Here is a 17192-nt window from a genome sequence, read left to right as displayed (position 1 = left end):
CGACATCGTTTCAACGGTGTAGCTGGTCACCGGAAAGCTCTTCAATAAAGCGCCGCCAATGCATTGAAAGAGCCCGACGGTGTGAGGGACGGCTCTTTTGTCGGGTCTCCTCTGATCAGCCCGTTCCAATCGGGCCCGATATGCCATCCCGACGCAACAGCGCCGCCCAGCTACCGAACTTCGACAAGGGGCGAAGGTCCCAGGAGTTGTTCACCGGCGGCTTTTGTCTAGTGCCGCCGCTCGACAGGCGCGCGACAGGTGAACGAAATAGGCCCCCCTGACGCGTTTTCTGCACCCCACTACCTCCGAAGGCTCACGCGCGGCCTAGCCCGGCTTCTGTGGCAAATGGCAATGGTTCCAACATCGCCCCGCCCGATTTCACATGCCCTTCGCTTCGGCAGCGCAGACCAGCCGTCAGCGGGTTGGCGATAGCGCGTGAATTTCTCCTCGAGCGCCACGACTGCTTCGCCCTTGCTGCGTTCAGTGGCCCGCCCACCGACATGCGCGCGCCGGCCGCCGAACATTGGTCATGACGGTCCAGAACAACGTCCCGGCACTGGGCCCATCCGCCGCCAAGGATCCGACGCTATCGGAGCCGAGGAACGTCGGGGAGAATCGCAGGGACTCGGACTGCAAAGACGAGTGTCGCTGACTCGCCCCGGGTAACTCCGGCGGCTGTGCAATCGACTTTCCTTCGCGGCCGCCTAGCAGTTCGCGTCAGTCTGCGGATCGCACGCCTTGTTTTTCTGGCCCCGTGGCTTGGGCTTGGCCGCCTGCTCGGGCTCGGCCTGCTGCTGCTCGGCGGCGGCCTGCTCCTTCGCCTTCCGTTTCTCAGGCTTGGCCGCCTGTTCCGGCTCGGCCTGCTGCTCGGCGGCGGGCTGCTTCTTGGCCTTCGGTTTCTCAGGCTTGGCAGCCTGTTCCGGCTCGGCCTGCTGCTCGGCGGCTGGCTGCTTCTTGGCCTTCGGTTTCTCAGGCTTGGTAGCCTGTTCCGGCTCGGTCTGCTGCTGCTCGGCGGCGGGCTGCGTCTTGGCCTTCGGCTTCTCGGGCTTGGCCGCCTGTTCCGGCTCGGCCTCCTGTTCGGCGGCGGGCTGCTTCTTGCCCTTCGGCTTCTCAGGCTTGGCGGCCTGTTCCGGCTCGGCCTGCTGCTGCTCGGCGGCGGGCTGCTCAGGCTTGGCGGTCTCTTCCGGCTCCGCCCCATCGGCCCTTGCGCCTTCGGTCGGCTTCGATTTACGGCCAGCCTGAACCTGCTTCACCTGCTCGATGTCCTTTAGCTTAGCTGGTTTTGCCTTGGGGTCGGCTTTCACCTCACCTTCGAAGACCGCGACCGTGTCATTTTCCAATTTGCCGGACTGCTCGGGCGCGTCGGTCTTGCTGACCTTGACGGCAGTCACATTCTGGTCCGTCTCCTTTTCGATCACATCAACATCAATGACTTTGTTGACCACCACGTTGTTCTGGATGGTCACGTCGCCGGCCGGCTGGGCCGCCTCGACAATCCGCACAAACTCGGACCTATCACGGATAACGGCGACAGAAACGTCGGCAGCAAGGAATTCGCGGCTAGGGACTACCACCCAGTAATAATCCGGCGTCGTGTCGAAGGTCACCTCGATTGAAATCAAGTCCGGATCACGGCGCGGCGGCAGCGGAGCCCAAATGATGTGCTCCCTGTCACGACGCCAAGTTACCCATGCTGGCGCCCAGCGAGTGCCCGGAACCCAGTACCAGCCGATATCGTCGGCATAGCCCCACCGGCCGTAATGGTACGTCGCCCAGCCGAATGGCTCGTCGGATACCCAGAGCCAGCCATACTCCTCTGTATAGACCCAATGGCCCAGGGTATACGGGCGCCAATCGTCAGGTACATCAACTGGCACGAAAACGGTCGCTCCATGATACGAGACCCAATCGCCATGGGACGACAGGTCTTCGTAGAATGTGCTGATCGAAACCTCGGTGGCGGCCCTTGCCTGCGACACTAGCGAGAATGGTGCAATCGGGTTGGGGATATCAACGACCGTAAGCAGACAGGCGGTTACGCCGCCCAGCATCAGCCGTACCGCATTTTGGGCAAGGACGCGTTTCATCCCAGTCTTCCTCCGAAACAGATGCGCCCTTCATCTTGAAAACTCGCCGGCAATCGGATTGTTCCGCCTTGCTCCCGCCAGGGCTCGTGGACCTTGCAAATGGTAGCTATGGCGAGCCATTGAACGTAATCGCCCGATGGCCGAACTTCGCGGAAGCTTAAAGTACCGTCATCAGGTTTTGAGGGCTGATTTGCAGAATTTACCTTTAGTTTTCAGCTGCTTGGCGTGGAAAAAGGTGACCGTCAGAAGCCCTCTATGACGTGACGGTACTGTCAAAAATCATCGTGGCAATGTGGGTGAGGTCCGGCAACCGGTACGGCACCTCCAAACGACGCACACCGATAACCGGCGAAAATTGCCGGCCAAAACTACTTTTTATATCAGTGACTTAGATCGAACTCTAGCGCAATTTCAGCGGTGTTCGGATGGGCCTGAATCATTCCCACTCGATGGTGCCCGGGGGCTTCGACGTAACGTCGTAAACGACGCGATTGATGCCTTTCACCTCGTTGATGATGCGGGTGGCGGCGGCGCCCAGGAAGTTCATGTCGTAGTGGTAGAAATCGGCCGTCATGCCGTCGACCGAGGTCACAGCGCGCAGCGCGCAGACGAATTCGTAGGTGCGGCCGTCGCCCATCACGCCGACGGTCTGCACCGGCAAGAGCACGGCGAAGGCCTGCCAGATGGCATCGTAGAGGCCGGCCTTGCGGATCTCGTCGAGGTAGATGGCGTCGGCCTCGCGCAGGATCTCGAGCTTCTCGCGGGTGATGCCGCCCGGGCAGCGTATGGCGAGGCCAGGACCCGGGAACGGATGGCGGCCGATGAAGCTTTCGGGCAGGCCGAGCTCTCGGCCCAGCGCCCTCACCTCGTCCTTGAACAACTCGCGCAGCGGCTCGACCAGCTTCATGTTCATGCGTTCGGGCAGGCCGCCGACATTGTGATGCGACTTGATCGTCACCGACGGGCCGCCGGAGAAGGAGACGCTTTCGATGACGTCGGGATAGAGCGTGCCCTGCGCCAGGAAGTCGGCGCCGCCAAGTTTCTTGGCCTCTTCCTCGAACACCTCGATGAACAGGCGGCCGATGGTCTTGCGCTTCTTTTCCGGATCGCTCTCGCCTTCCAGCGCCGAAATGAAGCGGTCGGAAGCGTCGACCAGGATCAGCGGCAGGTTGTAATGCTGGCGGAACATCTCCACCACGCTTTTCGCCTCGTCCTTCCGCATCAGGCCGTGGTCGACGAGGATGCAGGTCAACTGATCGCCGACCGCCTCGTGGATCAGGAGCGCAGCGACCGAGGAATCGACGCCGCCTGATAGCGCGCAGATCACCTTGCCCTTGCCGACCTGCTTGCGGATCGCCTCGACCGCCTGCTCGCGATAGGCAGCCATGGTCCAGCCCGTGCTGAGGCCGGCGATATGGTGGACAAAGTTGCTCAGCAGCTTCGCGCCGTCCGGGGTATGGACGACCTCGGGATGGAACTGCACCGCGTAAAACTTCCGTGCCTCGTCGGCAATCGCTGCGAAGGGCGCGCCGGTGGAGGTGCCGACGATCTTGAATCCTTCCGGAATGGCGGTGACGCGGTCGCCGTGGCTCATCCAGACCTGATGACGCGTGCCCCTGGCCCAGACACCCTCGAACAGCGCGCAGTCGTCCTCGATCTCCAGGAAGGCCCGGCCGAACTCGCGGTGATGGCCGGCCTCGACCTTGCCGCCGAGCTGAGCGCACATCGTCTGTTCGCCATAGCAGATGCCGAGCACCGGAATGCCGGACGAAAAGACCTCGTCGGGCGCGCGGGGCGAGCCGATGTCGACGGTCGAGTGCGGGCTGCCCGATAGGATGACGGCCTTCGGCCGGATGCGGCGGAAGCCCTCTGCGGCTGACTGGAACGGAACGATCTCGCAGTAGACCCCGGCCTCGCGCACGCGCCGCGCGATCAGCTGCGTGACCTGGCTGCCGAAGTCGATGATGAGAACGGTGTCGGGATGTGTCGTCATGGCGAGCCTTTAAAGAAAGAACCGATTCGACGCAATGGTGGCGCGTTGCGGCGTTCGGTCCTTGCCAAAACGCCTAAAGCGCGTCGCGTCGAACGGGCCCAGGCGACGAGCTTCAAGTTTCATCTTGATACATGTCGTTCTCCCAAAAGCACTGCGCACTTTTGGGCGACATGCATTAAGTAAGGCCGATCGCGCCGGACGCAATCGCCTGCTCTAGCAGACCTATCGCCGCCGCCAGCTTCTCGTCGATGACGTGCAGATACTCGGTCCAGTCGCCGACATGCCTGAGATCGACCGCGCCGTCGGAAATACCGCGCAGGCCGATCAGAGGCACGCCGAACAGCTGGCAGGCGCGCAGGCAGGCGAAGGTCTCCATGTCGACCATGTCGGCGTCGATCGCGTCATAGGCGGCGCCTGTGACGATGGCGCCTCCGGTCGACAGCGTCGCGGTCCTGATGCCGGGAATGAGGAAGGGCAGCGGCACCGTCACGGGCAGGTCGAGGAACGGCGTCGCGCCCTTCGCGAAGCCGAGCGGCGAAGCGTCGATGTCGCGGTAGCTCACCGACACGGCCTGGTAGATTTCGGTCTGTTCGAGCGTTCGGCTTCCCGCGGAGCCCAGCGATACGACGAGATCAGGCAGCGCATCCTCGGCCTTCAACGTGGCGAGCTCGGCGCCGAGGCGCACGCCGGCCTCGACCGGGCCGACGCCGGTCATCAGCGGCGTGAACAGCTTTTTGAGATGCGGACCGTATTCGGCCTCGGCCGCCATGACGAAGAGGACGGATTTTTCCCCTAACCGCGCAACGCTCGCCATGGATCACCCCTCGATGCCGTCGCGGCCAACCACCGTCATCATTGTGCCGGTCATGGTGGCGATCAGCTTGGCCTCGCCATCGGCGGCGAAAGCATAGGCCTGGCCATCGGCAACAATGATGGTGCGGCCTGGCTTGGTCACCGAGCCGCGGAACAGGAAGCGCTCGCCCTTCCCTGGCGCCAAGAGGTTGACCTTGAATTCGATGGTCAGCACGCTGGAATTCTGCGGCATCAACGAGAAGGCGGCATAGCCGCAGGCCGAGTCCAGCGCGGTCGAGATGACGCCGGCATGCAGGAAGCCGTGCTGCTGGGTGAGCGAAGGGGCATAGGGCATCTCGATCTCGATGATGCCGGGCGTGACCAGCGTCAGCTCAGCGCCGATGGTGGCCATGGCCTTCTGGCGGGCAAAGGAAGTCCTGACGCGATCCTCATAGTCGGGAGCGGGTACGATCTTGGCTGCCATGGCCTTCGCTCATTTTTGCTGGCGAAGCTTATTGCAGAGGCAGGCAGGACAGGCAATCTCTTATGTTGCAGCGCAGCAAATGCCGGCTGCCCTCATGCGGCCCTGCGCAGGGCGTGGAAATAGAACCCGTCAGTGCCACTGAGCGCCGGCGACAGCGAGATGCCACCGGCTTCGCCAATACGCGCAGCGCCCTCGTGGCCGGGGAAACGGCCGTCCCAGAGTTGGCGGTGGTCGACCGGCGCAAAATCGCCGTGGCGCTCGCGGAAGGCGGCGACCTGCTCGCCGTTTTCGGCATCGAACACCGAGCAAGTGATGTAGACGAGCAGCCCGCCGGGCTTCACGAAAGCCTGCGCCATGTCGAGGATCGCCTGCTGCTCACCTTTGCGGGCATCGAGCTGTCTGTCCGTCAGCCGCCACTTGGCGTCCGGGCGCCGCCGCCAGGTGCCGCTGCCGGTGCAGGGCGCATCGATCAGCACGAGGTCCATGTGGCCGGTGAGCGGCGCGAGTTCCGCGGGCTTGCTGACGACCTGGATGTTGCGGCTGTGCGCGCGGCGGATGCGCTCGAAGATCGGCGCCAGCCGCACCTTTTCCGCATCATGGGCGAAGACCTGGCCGCGATTGTCCATCTCTGCCGAAAGCGCCAGGGTCTTGCCCCCGGCGCCCGCGCAATAGTCGAGCACCTGCATGCCTGGCTCGGCGCCGGCGAGCGCTGCTGCAAGCTGCGAGCCCTCGTCCTGCACCTCGAACCAGCCTTTCTGGAAGGCGGGCTCGGCCTGGACGTTCGGATGCCTGCCGTCGCCATTGATCGGCGGGATGCGAATGCCGTGCGGCGCGATTGCGGCAGCTGCTGCACCGGTGCCCTGGAGTTCCGTCAGCACCTTACCACGGTCTGCCTGCAGCGCATTGACCCTGAGATCCAGCGGCGGGCGCATCGCGAGAGCCGCGCCCTCTTCGACCCAGGCATCGCCAAAGGCGTGTTCGAGGAGCGGCTCGCACCAGTCCGGAACATCGGCCCGCACGGCATCTGGCGCATCGGCGAGCCTGCCGGAGGCTGCCGCTTTCAGTTCGGCGGCGCTGAGCAGCGGCGGCGCGAATTTGTCGCCGTCGAGAGCGTCATTCAGCGACCGCGCCGTCTGGCCCCATTCCAGCAGCAACGCGCCGAAGCCGATGGCGCGCGGCGTCTCCTCGCCGAAGAGCCAGCCGGCCGAGCGCTTGCGGCGCAGCGCGTCGTAGACGATGTTGCCGATCGCCGCGCGGTCGCCGCCACCGGCAAAGCGGTGCGACAAGCCCCAGTCGCGCAAGGCGTCGGCCACCGGCCGATGCCGCCGGCCGATGTCTTCAAGCACTTCGATGGCTGCCGCCAGCCTTCCGCCCAGTCTCATTCCTGCTTCCGTCTATCGTTGCTTTCCGCCCTGCTCTTAGAGCCTTTCCGGCTCCGATTGAAACAATTCTCTTGCGGTGAAGCCAAAACGACCTGCCCATGCCATCGTCCATGAACAGACGGAAGGTTCTTTCGCGGCAGTCGGCGGTCAGCGGACAACAAGAAAAACGCATCGCACATGAAACTTCTCTAATGTCTTGACTGGCGGATGCAAAGCAAGACCGCTGGCTTAACACTCAGCCTTCCAAGTTTTGCCGGCAGGAATACTCTTTCGTCTGTGATTCGCGACGCGGAAAACGCGGTCTGGCGGATCCCTATGAGGAGAGGGCAATGAAGACTTATCTAGCAGAAGTTCTAGGCACGTTTCTGTTGGTGTTCATCGGCACGGCCTCCGTGGTCACGGGCGGCTTCGGCGGCGCGCTGCCGCTCGGACAGGAAGGTATCGGCCTGGCGTTCGGCATCGGCCTGATCGCCGCGGCCTATGCGATCGGCCCGATCTCGGGCGCGCATCTCAATCCGGCGGTGACGCTCGGCGTGTTCCTTGCGGGGCGGATGCCGGCGAGGGAAGTCGTGCCTTACTGGATCGCGCAGATCATCGGCGCCATGATCGCTTCGCTGGCGCTGTGGATCATCGTCACCGGTCAGGCCGGCGGCCACACCGGGGGCTTCGGCGCCAATGGCTGGGACGAGGCGAAATGGGGCATGAGCTCGGCCTTCCTGTGGGAGCTGATCGGCACCTTCACCTTCGTCACCGTCATTCTCGGCGTCACCAACGCCAAGCACATGACGGCCTTTGCCGGCCTGGTGATAGGCCTGACGCTGGCAGGGCTCCACTTTGCCATGATCCCGGTGACGGGCACTTCGGTCAATCCGGCGCGCTCGATCGGCCCGGCGCTGTTTTCGGGCGGGGCGGCGCTCGGCCAGCTCTGGCTGTTCATCGTCGCGCCACTGATCGGCGGGGCGATCGCCGGCATCGTCGCCAAGACTGGCATCTTCGAAAAAGACTGATACGTAATGCAAAAGGCGCGGGCATGAACCCGCGCCTTCTCTTTGGGAGGATGAGACCTAAAGCGCATCGCGATCTTTCAGTTTCGCTCCGTGCGCTTTAGTTGCCTTTGTGCCCAAAAGCGGCTCCCACTCTCGGGAGACATGCTTTACTTCGCGACCAGTTCGAAGCGGTCGAGATTCATCACCTTCGTCCACGCCTTCACGAAGTCCTTGACGAACTTCTGCTTGGCATCCGCCGAGCCGTAAACCTCGGCCAGCGCACGCAATTGCGAGTGCGAGCCGAAGATCAGGTCGGCGCGGGTGCCGGTCCACTTGACTTGCTTGGTCTTGCGGTCGCGCGCCTCATAGACCTCATCCGAGTCTGGCTCGGAGCCGGCCGCCGGATCCCAGATGGTCGCCATGCTGAGCAGGTTGATGAAGAAGTCGTTGGTCAGCGTGCCCGGCCTGTCGGTGAACACGCCGTGCTTTGAGCCGCCATGATTGGCGCCGAGCACGCGCAGGCCGCCGACCAGCACCGTCATTTCCGGCGCCGTCAGCGTGAGGAGCTGCGCACGGTCGACCAGCATCGCTTCGACGGACATGGGCAGCCTGCCGCGGACATAGTTGCGGAAGCCGTCGGCCCTCGGCTCGAGTGCCGCGAAGGATTCGACATCGGTCTGCTCCTGCGAAGCGTCCATGCGGCCTGGCGTGAAGGGCACGTTCACCTCATTGCCGCCGTCCTTCGCGGCCTTCTCGATCGCGGCGGCGCCGCCGAGCACGATCAGGTCGGCGAGCGAGATCTTCTTCTCGCCAGCCTGCGCCGCGTTGAACTCCTGCTGGATGGCTTCGAGCTTCGCCAGCACCTTCGAAAGCTGGGCCGGCTGGTTGACTTCCCAGTCCTTCTGCGGGCTGAGACGGATGCGGCCGCCATTGGCGCCGCCGCGCTTGTCCGAGCCGCGGAAGGTCGAGGCCGAGGCCCAGGCAGTTGAGACCAGTTCAGGAACCGTGAGGCCGGAGGCCAGGATCTTCGCCTTCAGCGCGGCGATATCCTCTTCGCTGACCAGTTCGTGGTCGATCGCCGGAATCGGATCCTGCCAGATCAGCTCTTCCTTCGGCACGAGCGGGCCGAGATAACGAACCACCGGGCCCATGTCGCGATGGGTGAGCTTGAACCAGGCGCGGGCGAAAGCGTCGGCGAACTGGTCCGGGTACTGGTGGAAGCGACGCGAGATCTTCTCATAGGCCGGATCGAAGCGCAGCGCGAGATCGGTGGTGAGCATGGCCGGAGCATGACGCCTGGAGGGATTGTGCGCGTCCGGAACCGTGCCGGCGCCGGCGCCGCCCTTCGGCGTCCACTGATTGGCACCGGCCGGGCTCTTCGTCAGCTCCCATTCGAAGTTGAACAGGTTGTCGAAGAAATTGTTGCTCCATCTGGTCGGCGTCGTGGTCCAGGTGACCTCCAGGCCCGAGGTGATGGCGTCGCCGGCAATGCCGGTGGCATGTTTGCTCGACCAGCCGAGGCCCTGCGCTTCGATGCCGGCACCTTCCGGCTCCACGCCCACCAGCGAGGCATCGCCGGCGCCATGGGTCTTGCCGAAGGTGTGGCCGCCGGCGATCAGCGCCACGGTCTCTTCGTCGTTCATGGCCATACGGCGGAAGGTCTCGCGGATGTCGCGGGCCGCGGCGACCGGATCCGGCTTGCCGTTCGGGCCTTCCGGGTTGACGTAGATCAGGCCCATCTGAACGGCGCCGAGATGGCCCTGCAGTTCACGGTCGCCGGAATAGCGCTGGTCGTCCAGCCACTTCGTTTCGGAGCCCCAATCCACGTCCTGCTCCGGCTCCCACACGTCGGCGCGGCCGCCGGCGAAGCCGAAGGTCTTGAAGCCCATCGATTCCAGCGCGACGTTGCCGGCAAGGATCATCAGGTCGGCCCAGGAGATCTTGCGGCCGTATTTCTGTTTGACCGGCCACAGCAGCCGGCGTGCCTTGTCGAGATTGGCATTGTCCGGCCAGCTGTTCAGCGGCGCGAACCGCTGCTGGCCGGCACCGGCGCCGCCACGCCCGTCGCCGATGCGATAGGTGCCGGCACTGTGCCAGGCCATGCGGATGAAGAGCGGTCCGTAATGGCCGAAATCGGCCGGCCACCAGTCCTGCGAGTCGGTCATCACATGGTGCAGGTCCTTGATCACGGCATCGAGATCGAGGCTCCGGAATTCGGTGGCGTAGTTGAAATCCTCGCCCATCGGGTCCGAGAGGTTCGACTGCTGATGAAGAACGCCAAGGTCGAGCAGATTCGGCCACCAATCCCGATTGGTCCTGCCGGCGGATCCATGCGCCACGGGGCATTTGCCAGCGCTGTTGTCGTCGGTTTTCGCGTCCATCTTACTCTCCAGGGTTTTGATTTTTCCGAGATTGATTCTGCGCAGATTTCGGGGCCGGCCAGCGGCCGCGCCAATCTGGAATGATTCCAGCCTAGGCCGGCTTGGCGATAAAGACAAATTGCCTTTCCTGTTCGTTTTGATAAGCTTTCCTTATGATCGGCCTCACCGTGCGACAGATGCTTTATTTCGACGCGCTGGCGCAGACGCTGCATTTCGGCCGCGCCGCGAAGCTTGCCGGCGTCAGCCAGCCGGCGCTCTCCGCCCAGATCGCCGAAATGGAAGAGCGGCTGAACTGTCTTCTGTTCGAGCGCGGCGGCAAGGCGGTGCGGATGACGGACGAAGCACTTGTGCTGCAGCCGCGCATCGAGCGCATTCTTGCCGATATACGTGACGTCGAGACAACCGCCCGGCGCGGCCGCCCTGCGATGGAAGGCCGCTTCCGGCTGGGCATCATTCCGACCGTAGCGCCCTATCTCCTGCCGTGGGTCCTGCCGGAATTGAAGAAGCATTTCCCGGGCCTGCAGCTCGAACTGCGCGAGGCGGTGACGGCATCGCTGGTCGAGGACAATGTCTCGGGCAAGCTCGACGCTTTCATCGCCGCGCTGCCGCTCGACCATCCGGGGCTTGTCACGGAAGAGCTCTTCCCGGACCGCTTCTTCCTTGCGGTGCCCGCCGGCGATCCGGCTTTCGCCTCGCCGCCCGTGCCGCCGGAAAGCCCGGCGCTGGAACGGCTGATGCTGCTCGAGGAAGGTCATTGCCTGCGCGAACAGGCTCTGGCCGTCTGCGGCAATGTTCGGCCGGTGGCGATGGCAAGCTATGGCGCCACCAGTCTCACCACGCTCTTGCAGATGGTGGCGCATGGGCTGGGCGTGACGCTGGTTCCGGAAATGGCGGCAAGCGCCGCCGGCGTCATGCCGGACCTCAAGATCGTGCCGTTCCAGGAGCCGATGCCGCAGCGCATGATCTGCCTCGCATGGCGGCGCAACAAGGTGCGCCAGGACGAATGCGTGGAACTGGCAAAGATCATACGGGGATTGGATCATGCGGTGCTGGCGAGCTGACCCTGGTTTCTGAGCTTTGCCCAATCCCAATTCTCAGCCAACGCCCCGTATCGGAAGCTTCTGCTGCTTACCGGAGCTAACGCTGCCCGCTTCGAAAATCCGATAGTGCGGGTCCCAACCTCGAGTTCTCTATCCCTCGTTCGATTGCAAGCCTTCACGGCACAAATATGAGAAATACGTAGGTAAAGAACACCACAATATGAACCATTCCGGTCAGGAATGTCGTTCTTTCGGTGCTGAAGCTTACGCTGCAAATGAAAAGCGCCAGGGCCAAAAGTACCGCATCAGCCGCCGGAAGCCCAAGGGTCAACCCTCGGCCTGTCAGCAGGCTGGCGGCCGCGACCGCCGGTATCGTCAGACCGATGGTGGCGCAGGCCGAACCCATCGCAACGTTGAGGCCGCGCTGCAGCTCATTGTTGAGCGAGGCGCGAACCGCCGAAATGGCCTCCGGCATCAAAACCAGCCCGGCGATCATCGCTCCCACGATACTGTCGGCCTGGGTCACCTGGTAGGCAACGAGCGTGTCCTCGACACCGGCGGCGACCTGCTCGGCCAGCATGACGATGCCGATCAGCCCGCTCACCAGCAGCAGAACGCCGACAGAAAGGCTTTCGTGAAGGGCAGTTCGCATCGAAACGTCGTGCGCCTGTTCCTGGACGAAGTCGTCCCGGTGCCGAACGGTCTGGGCGAACACGAAGCTTGCATAGAGCAGCACTGAAAGGACGCTCACAAAACCAAGCTGGCCCGCCGAAAACGTGCCTGGATCCGTCGTCTGGGTGTAGGTCGGCAGGACAAGCGTCACGACAGTCAGCGCGATCAGAACCGCGAGATACGCGCTGGTCCCTTGCCGAACGATTGCCTGCTTGCGATGACGCCAGCCGCCAAGCGTGAGACACGTACCGACGACGCCGGTAGAGATAATCATCACCGTCGAGAAGACGGACTCGCGCGCCAATGTCGGGTTGTTCTCTCCATGCAGCATCATGGAAACGATGATCGACACTTCGATTGCCGTCACGGCAAAGGTCAGCACCAACGTCCCGTACGGCTCCCCCACGCGCCGGGCCACTGCCTCGGCGTGGTCGAGCACCACGAAAATGGTGATGAACATGATCGCACTCGAAAGCGCTCCAACGACAATCCTGATGTTCAGCGAACCTTCGTCCACCGAAAGGCCGCTGGCTCTGACCGCGACAGCCATCACCAGGGCGGCCAATGGCATCGTGTAGGAAGTCACCGACCGCGCGAAACCAGTCATTGAAGCCCCTGCGTTTCCGCGAATTTAGCGGAAAAGCCTGTGGGAAACACCCCAGCCGACATCATTGCGAAGCGGACGGACCGATCACCCGGCGTTCGACTTCTTTGCAGAAAGCCGACCCGCTGCTGCCGAGGATGCGCGAGGAGTTGCGGCGCCGGCTGTTCCAGCGCACCGAAACGTCGAGATGCCGTGGTCTACGCCGTTTCCCTCCCCGACAACGACCATCCACAAAGCACCCGTGCTAGGACTTGGCGTACTCCCCTTGCCGGTCTGGGTGAGGCGGCTTTAGGACACGATCGAACAGCTTCTGGCATCGACGGTGTCAATCGCCTTGCGAACCGCCGTGCAGAATTTTCCCAAAAGTTCCGGCTCGTTCCCCAGCCGCTGGCGCAGGGAGAAGGGTATCTCCAGCTGCGCTCCTTTGCCGGTCAATCCACGATTGACGATGTTCAAATCGCCGATGCCTGGAAAAATATGGTTGTCCCTTTTGGTGTTGAAGCCGGCTTCCTGGAGGCGCCGAACTATCTCTGTAATCAGCGCGGCATCCTTGCCGCCCATATAGATTGTCGAGGGATCGTCCCGATCCTGGCGACCATGGATAGCAACGACAATCGACTTCGCCCGCACCAAGTCGAGCGCGGATTCCTCGTCAAAGTTATTTGATGTTATGTGCAACTCGCGATTGTTTTGCGGCATCAGTCCTTCAAAGCAATACAGATCCAGATCGCTCCCTGCCACCGTCTCGGCAATCAGGGAGGTGCGGGGCTCGATCTTCCCACCGTGCGGCGCGAGGACGATCGCATTGCCGGTTCGAGCGCCACGCCGCACGACGATGCGATAGTCCACGTTTTCGATTTTGGCGGCCTTCAGCGCCGCAAAATTGGGGAACTCGTTGTCCATAATCCCATCCAAACGCGTGGTCGGCAGTTGCGCTTCAAGCGCGTTTTGCGAAGGCTGAATATTTCCGGATCAATCCCGCCTCACGCCGTCTTCTGCGCCACCAGCCCCAGTTCCTCCACCATTGCCTCGCGCATCAGGAATTTCTGCGGCTTGCCGGTCACCGTCATCGGCAGCTCGGTGCGGAAGCGGATGTAGCGCGGCACCTTGTAATGCGCGATCTGGCCGCTGCAGAAGGCCTTGATCTCCTCAGCGGTGGCGATCTGGCCGGGCTTCAGCACGATCCAGGCGCAGATCTCCTCGCCATATTTGTCGTCGGGAATGCCGAAGACCTGCACTTCCTTGATCTTGGGGTGGCGGTAGAGGAATTCCTCGACCTCGCGCGGATAGACGTTCTCGCCACCGCGGATGACCATGTCCTTCACCCGGCCGACAATGTTGCAATAGCCCTCCGCGTCGATCGTCGCGAGGTCGCCGGTGTGCATCCAGCCGTCAGCGTCGATCGCCTCGCGGGTTTTTTCCGCGTCGTCCCAATAGCCCTTCATCACCGAATAGCCGCGTGTGCAGAGCTCGCCCGGCTCGCCGACCGGGACGGTGGCGCCATCGGCGCCGATCGCCTTGACCTCGACATGCGGATGGATGCGGCCGACCGTGGAGACGCGTTTTTCCAGCGGGTCGTCGACGCTGCTCTGGAAAGAAACCGGACTGGTCTCGGTCATGCCATAGGCAATGGTCACTTGCGCCATATGCATCAGCGACACCACCTTCTTCATCACCTCTATCGGGCATGGCGAGCCGGCCATGATGCCGGTGCGCAGGCTGGAGAGGTCGAAGCTAGAGAAATCGGCATGATCGAGCATGGCGACGAACATGGTCGGCACGCCATAAAGGCCGGTGCAACGTTCCTGCGCGACGGCTCTGAGCGTCGCGCCCGCGTCAAAACCTTCGCCCGGGAAGACCATCGTGGCGCCTTTGGTGACGCAGCCCATCGTGCCCATCGACATGCCGAAGCAATGATAGAGCGGCACAGGGATGCAGAGCCGGTCGTCGACGGTGAGCTTGATCGCCGAGGTGACGAAGCTGCCGTTGTTGACGATGTTCGAATGGGTGAGTGTCGCGCCCTTCGGCGCGCCCGTCGTTCCGCTGGTGAACTGAATGTTGATGGCGTCGCCGGGCCTCAGGCTTTCGGAGATGCGATCGAGGCTGTCATGCTCGTCGCGTCCGGCCATTGCGAGCACATCGCCGAAATTGAACATGCCGGGCGAGTTGTCCTCGCCCATGCGGATGACGATCTTCAGCGACGGCAGCTTCTTTGCCTCGAGCTTGCCGGGCTCGGCTTTGGCGATCTCCGGCGCCAGCGTCTCGATCATGCCGAGATAGTCGGAGGTCTTGAAGCTGACCGCCGTGACCAGCGCCTTGCAACCGACCTTGTTGAGCGCATATTCGAGCTCGCTCAGCCGGTAGGCCGGGTTGATGTTGACCAGGATCAGGCCGATGCGCGCGGTGGCGAACTGGGTCACCAGCCATTCCCAGCGGTTGGGCGACCAGATGCCGACGCGATCGCCCTTCTCCAGGCCGAGCGCCAGGAAGCCGGCGGCCAGCGCGTCGACCGCATCCGACAGCTCGCTCCAGGTGAAGCGCTTGTCTTGGCCGACGAAGACGGCGGCATCGAGCGTGGCGTATCTGCTCACCGTATCGGAGAACAGTTCCGGAATGGTTTTGTCGAGCAACGGCGTCGAACGGTCGCCCGAGACATGCGCCCTGCCGTCCATCGGAGCAATGAAGGTGCCATGCGTTCCGCGCCCGCGCAGATTGGTGGCGTTCATGAGCTCGTCGAGTTTGATCGCCATCGCCGTCACCTCCCGGGATGAGCCAGCCTATCAGCCTGCCGGGACGGTGGAAACCCGCCGAAGGTATGGGTTAAGCGACCAGCGCAGCCATCTTCGTGGCGATGCCACGCAACTGTGCCTCATCGGCCGCGTCGCGGACCTTCCTGGAAGCAACGAGACAGGCTTGCGACTTCAGGATTATTCCATCGCCCAGCACCTTGAGATGGTTGGCGCGCAGCGTCGAGCCGGTGGTGGTGATGTCGACGATGACGTCGGCAAGGCCGGCCGCCGGTGCGCCTTCGGTGGCGCCGAGGCTTTCGACGATGCGGTAGCCCTGGATGCCGTGCTTCAGCGAAAAGAACTGCTGCGTCAGCCGCCAGTATTTGGTAGCGATCCTGAGCCGCCGGCCATGACGCTGGCGGAAATCGGCGGCGACATCGTCGAGATCGGCCATGGTATCGACGTCGAGCCAGATATCCGGCACCGCCACGACGACATCGGCATGACCGAAGCCGAGACGGGCGACGATCTCGGCGCGCGCTTCCCAGCCCGCGAGGTTTTCGCGCAGCAGATCCTCGCCGGTGATGCCGAGATCGACCGCGCCCTGGCCGATCTCGCCGGCGATCTCGGACGCCGAGAGGAAGGCCACCTCGACATTGTCGAGGCCGTCGATACGGGCGCGGTATTTGCGGTCGTCCTCGGGCAGAGTGACCGCCAGTCCGGCCTTGGCCAGGACTTCAAGCGACTGCTCCTTGAGACGGCCCTTGGATGGGATCGCCAGCGTGATCATCGCGTGGGCTCCCGTAATGCTTCGATGCGGTCGAGCCACACCGAGAAGCCGACGCCGGGGATAGGCTTCTTCGCGCCGAGCAGCGTCAGCAGCCGATCGTAACGACCGCCGCCCACCAGCGGACGGTCGCCACCCTGGGCAGCAATCTCGAAGACGAGACCGGTATAGTAATCGAGCGGACGGCCGAAGGCGGCGTCATAGCGGATCTTTTCGACCGGCAGGCCATGCGCCGCGATCGCCTCGGCGCGGGCGGCGAAATTTTCGAGCGCCGCGCCAAGGGACAGGCCGGCAGCGGCGGCGAATTTTTCCAGCGCCTCAGTTGCTCCGCCCAGCGCGACGTCGATCTCGAGAAATCCTTTCAACGCCGAGAACGCCTCGTCGGACAGCCGCACGCTGCGCAGTTGCGCCTTCTCGATCAGCCGCCGCGCGATGTCGGCCGGGGCGCGGCCCGAGGAGGCCGACAGCCCGGCCTCTTCCATGCCGGCGGCGATATAAGCGGCGAGGCCGTCGGTATCGCTGTCGAGCACCAGCAAGGCCACCGGACCCGACAGCTGGCTGTTGCGCGGCGGATTGGCGAGGTCGGCAAGGGCCGCTTCCAGCATCGACGCCGAGCCGAAGGCGCGGGCGAGGCGCATGCGCCAGCCACGCGGCAGGCCGAGCGCGGCCAGCACCGCCTCGAACAAGGTCTGGTCGCCGAGCGTGATGGCGAGCGGCACGCTGGGCAGCACCAGCGAGAGCAGCGCGTGCGCGTCGGCCAGCGAGCGCGCGTCAGCGGCGGCGGTATCACGATCGCCGAGATCCTCGATGCCGGCCTGGAAGAACTCGTTGCCGCCCTCGCGGCGCTGTCGGAACACCTCGCCGAGATAGGAATAGCGCCGCGGCGTGCCGGCCTGGCTGGCGATGTGGTCGAGGCAGACCGGAATGGTGAATTCGGGCCTGAGGCAGAGCGTCTTGCCGGTCTCGCTCTCGGTCAGGAAGATGCGGCGGCGCAGGTCTTCGCCCGCCATGTCGAGGAACGGATCGGCCGGCTGCAGCACGGCCACCTCGACCGCGTGGGTGTCCCGGGCAGCGAAGAGTTTTGCGACGTCGGCGGCGATGGCGGGATAGCGGGAAGTCATAAAGCACCACCTCCCCTTCTCCCCTTGTGGGAGAAGGTGGATTGGCGCGCAGCGCCAAGACGGATGAGGGGTGCTGGAAGGAATGAGACGCCGGCGCTCCCTGGAACACCCCTCATCCGACCGAGCTTCGCTCG

The 17192-nt window shown here is 63.6% G+C and carries 13 protein-coding genes; 2 read left to right on the top strand and 11 right to left on the bottom strand.

From position 1 onward, the window contains the following. Window positions 1-704 precede the first annotated feature (704 nt). The 5 genes from P9228_RS07025 to P9228_RS07005 form a co-directional block, all read right to left on the bottom strand. Window positions 705-2087 (bottom strand): cell envelope integrity protein TolA, encoded by a 1383-nt coding sequence (locus P9228_RS07025; protein WP_278052821.1) that lies wholly within the window; start codon window positions 2085-2087, stop codon window positions 705-707. A gap of 436 nt (window positions 2088-2523) precedes the next feature. Then, window positions 2524-4080, bottom strand: a complete 1557-nt coding sequence (gene guaA, locus P9228_RS07020) for a glutamine-hydrolyzing GMP synthase (RefSeq protein ID WP_067327399.1) — start codon at window positions 4078-4080, stop codon at window positions 2524-2526. A gap of 175 nt (window positions 4081-4255) precedes the next feature. Next, the gene (locus P9228_RS07015; RefSeq protein ID WP_095801066.1) at window positions 4256-4894 is read right to left on the bottom strand and encodes a 5'-methylthioadenosine/S-adenosylhomocysteine nucleosidase; all 639 of its coding nucleotides are present in this window, start codon (window positions 4892-4894) and stop codon (window positions 4256-4258) included. A gap of 3 nt (window positions 4895-4897) precedes the next feature. Beyond that, window positions 4898-5356, bottom strand: a complete 459-nt coding sequence (locus tag P9228_RS07010) for a PaaI family thioesterase (RefSeq protein ID WP_066989431.1) — start codon at window positions 5354-5356, stop codon at window positions 4898-4900. 92 nt (window positions 5357-5448) lie between these two features. Next, complete coding sequence (locus P9228_RS07005; protein WP_127239663.1) at window positions 5449-6738, bottom strand: RsmB/NOP family class I SAM-dependent RNA methyltransferase; 1290 nt, start codon at window positions 6736-6738, stop codon at window positions 5449-5451. 329 nt (window positions 6739-7067) lie between these two features. On the opposite strand from P9228_RS07005, the gene P9228_RS07000 reads away from it, so the two are divergent. Continuing rightward, window positions 7068-7745 (top strand): MIP family channel protein, encoded by a 678-nt coding sequence (locus tag P9228_RS07000; protein WP_278052820.1) that lies wholly within the window; start codon window positions 7068-7070, stop codon window positions 7743-7745. Between the two features lie 146 nt (window positions 7746-7891). Here the strand turns inward: P9228_RS07000 and katG are convergent, their stop codons facing one another. Continuing rightward, on the bottom strand, window positions 7892-10105 hold the full coding sequence (katG, locus tag P9228_RS06995; RefSeq protein ID WP_095801068.1) for a catalase/peroxidase HPI: 2214 nt from the start codon (window positions 10103-10105) through the stop codon (window positions 7892-7894). Window positions 10106-10257: 152 nt separating this feature from the next. Here katG and P9228_RS06990 point away from each other — a divergent pair, with 152 nt between their 5' ends. Next, window positions 10258-11166, top strand: coding sequence for a hydrogen peroxide-inducible genes activator (locus P9228_RS06990; protein ID WP_095801069.1), 909 nt, complete (start codon window positions 10258-10260; stop codon window positions 11164-11166). A gap of 154 nt (window positions 11167-11320) precedes the next feature. Here the strand turns inward: P9228_RS06990 and P9228_RS06985 are convergent, their stop codons facing one another. The 5 genes from P9228_RS06985 to P9228_RS06965 all read right to left on the bottom strand — a co-directional run bounded on the left by P9228_RS06985 (window position 11321) and on the right by P9228_RS06965 (window position 17058). After that, window positions 11321-12424: a calcium:proton antiporter gene (locus tag P9228_RS06985; RefSeq protein WP_278052819.1), complete on the bottom strand. Its 1104-nt coding sequence runs from the start codon at window positions 12422-12424 to the stop codon at window positions 11321-11323. A gap of 285 nt (window positions 12425-12709) precedes the next feature. Next, window positions 12710-13324: a poly-gamma-glutamate hydrolase family protein gene (locus P9228_RS06980; protein WP_278052818.1), complete on the bottom strand. Its 615-nt coding sequence runs from the start codon at window positions 13322-13324 to the stop codon at window positions 12710-12712. Window positions 13325-13404: 80 nt separating this feature from the next. Next, window positions 13405-15171, bottom strand: coding sequence for an AMP-binding protein (locus tag P9228_RS06975; protein ID WP_278052817.1), 1767 nt, complete (start codon window positions 15169-15171; stop codon window positions 13405-13407). 70 nt (window positions 15172-15241) lie between these two features. Then, on the bottom strand, window positions 15242-15940 hold the full coding sequence (gene hisG, locus P9228_RS06970) for an ATP phosphoribosyltransferase (protein WP_278052816.1): 699 nt from the start codon (window positions 15938-15940) through the stop codon (window positions 15242-15244). Then, entirely contained in the window at window positions 15937-17058 is a 1122-nt protein-coding gene (locus P9228_RS06965; RefSeq protein ID WP_066989230.1) for an ATP phosphoribosyltransferase regulatory subunit, read from the bottom strand. Before P9228_RS06965 ends, hisG begins: the two co-directional genes overlap by 4 nt. Between the last annotated feature and the right edge of the window lie 134 nt (window positions 17059-17192).

Source organism: Mesorhizobium sp. WSM4898, from assembly GCF_029625845.1.
Lineage (GTDB): Bacteria > Pseudomonadota > Alphaproteobacteria > Rhizobiales > Rhizobiaceae > Mesorhizobium.
Note: the sequence above shows the minus strand (reverse complement) of the source record. Positions and strands in the feature narration are given on the sequence as shown.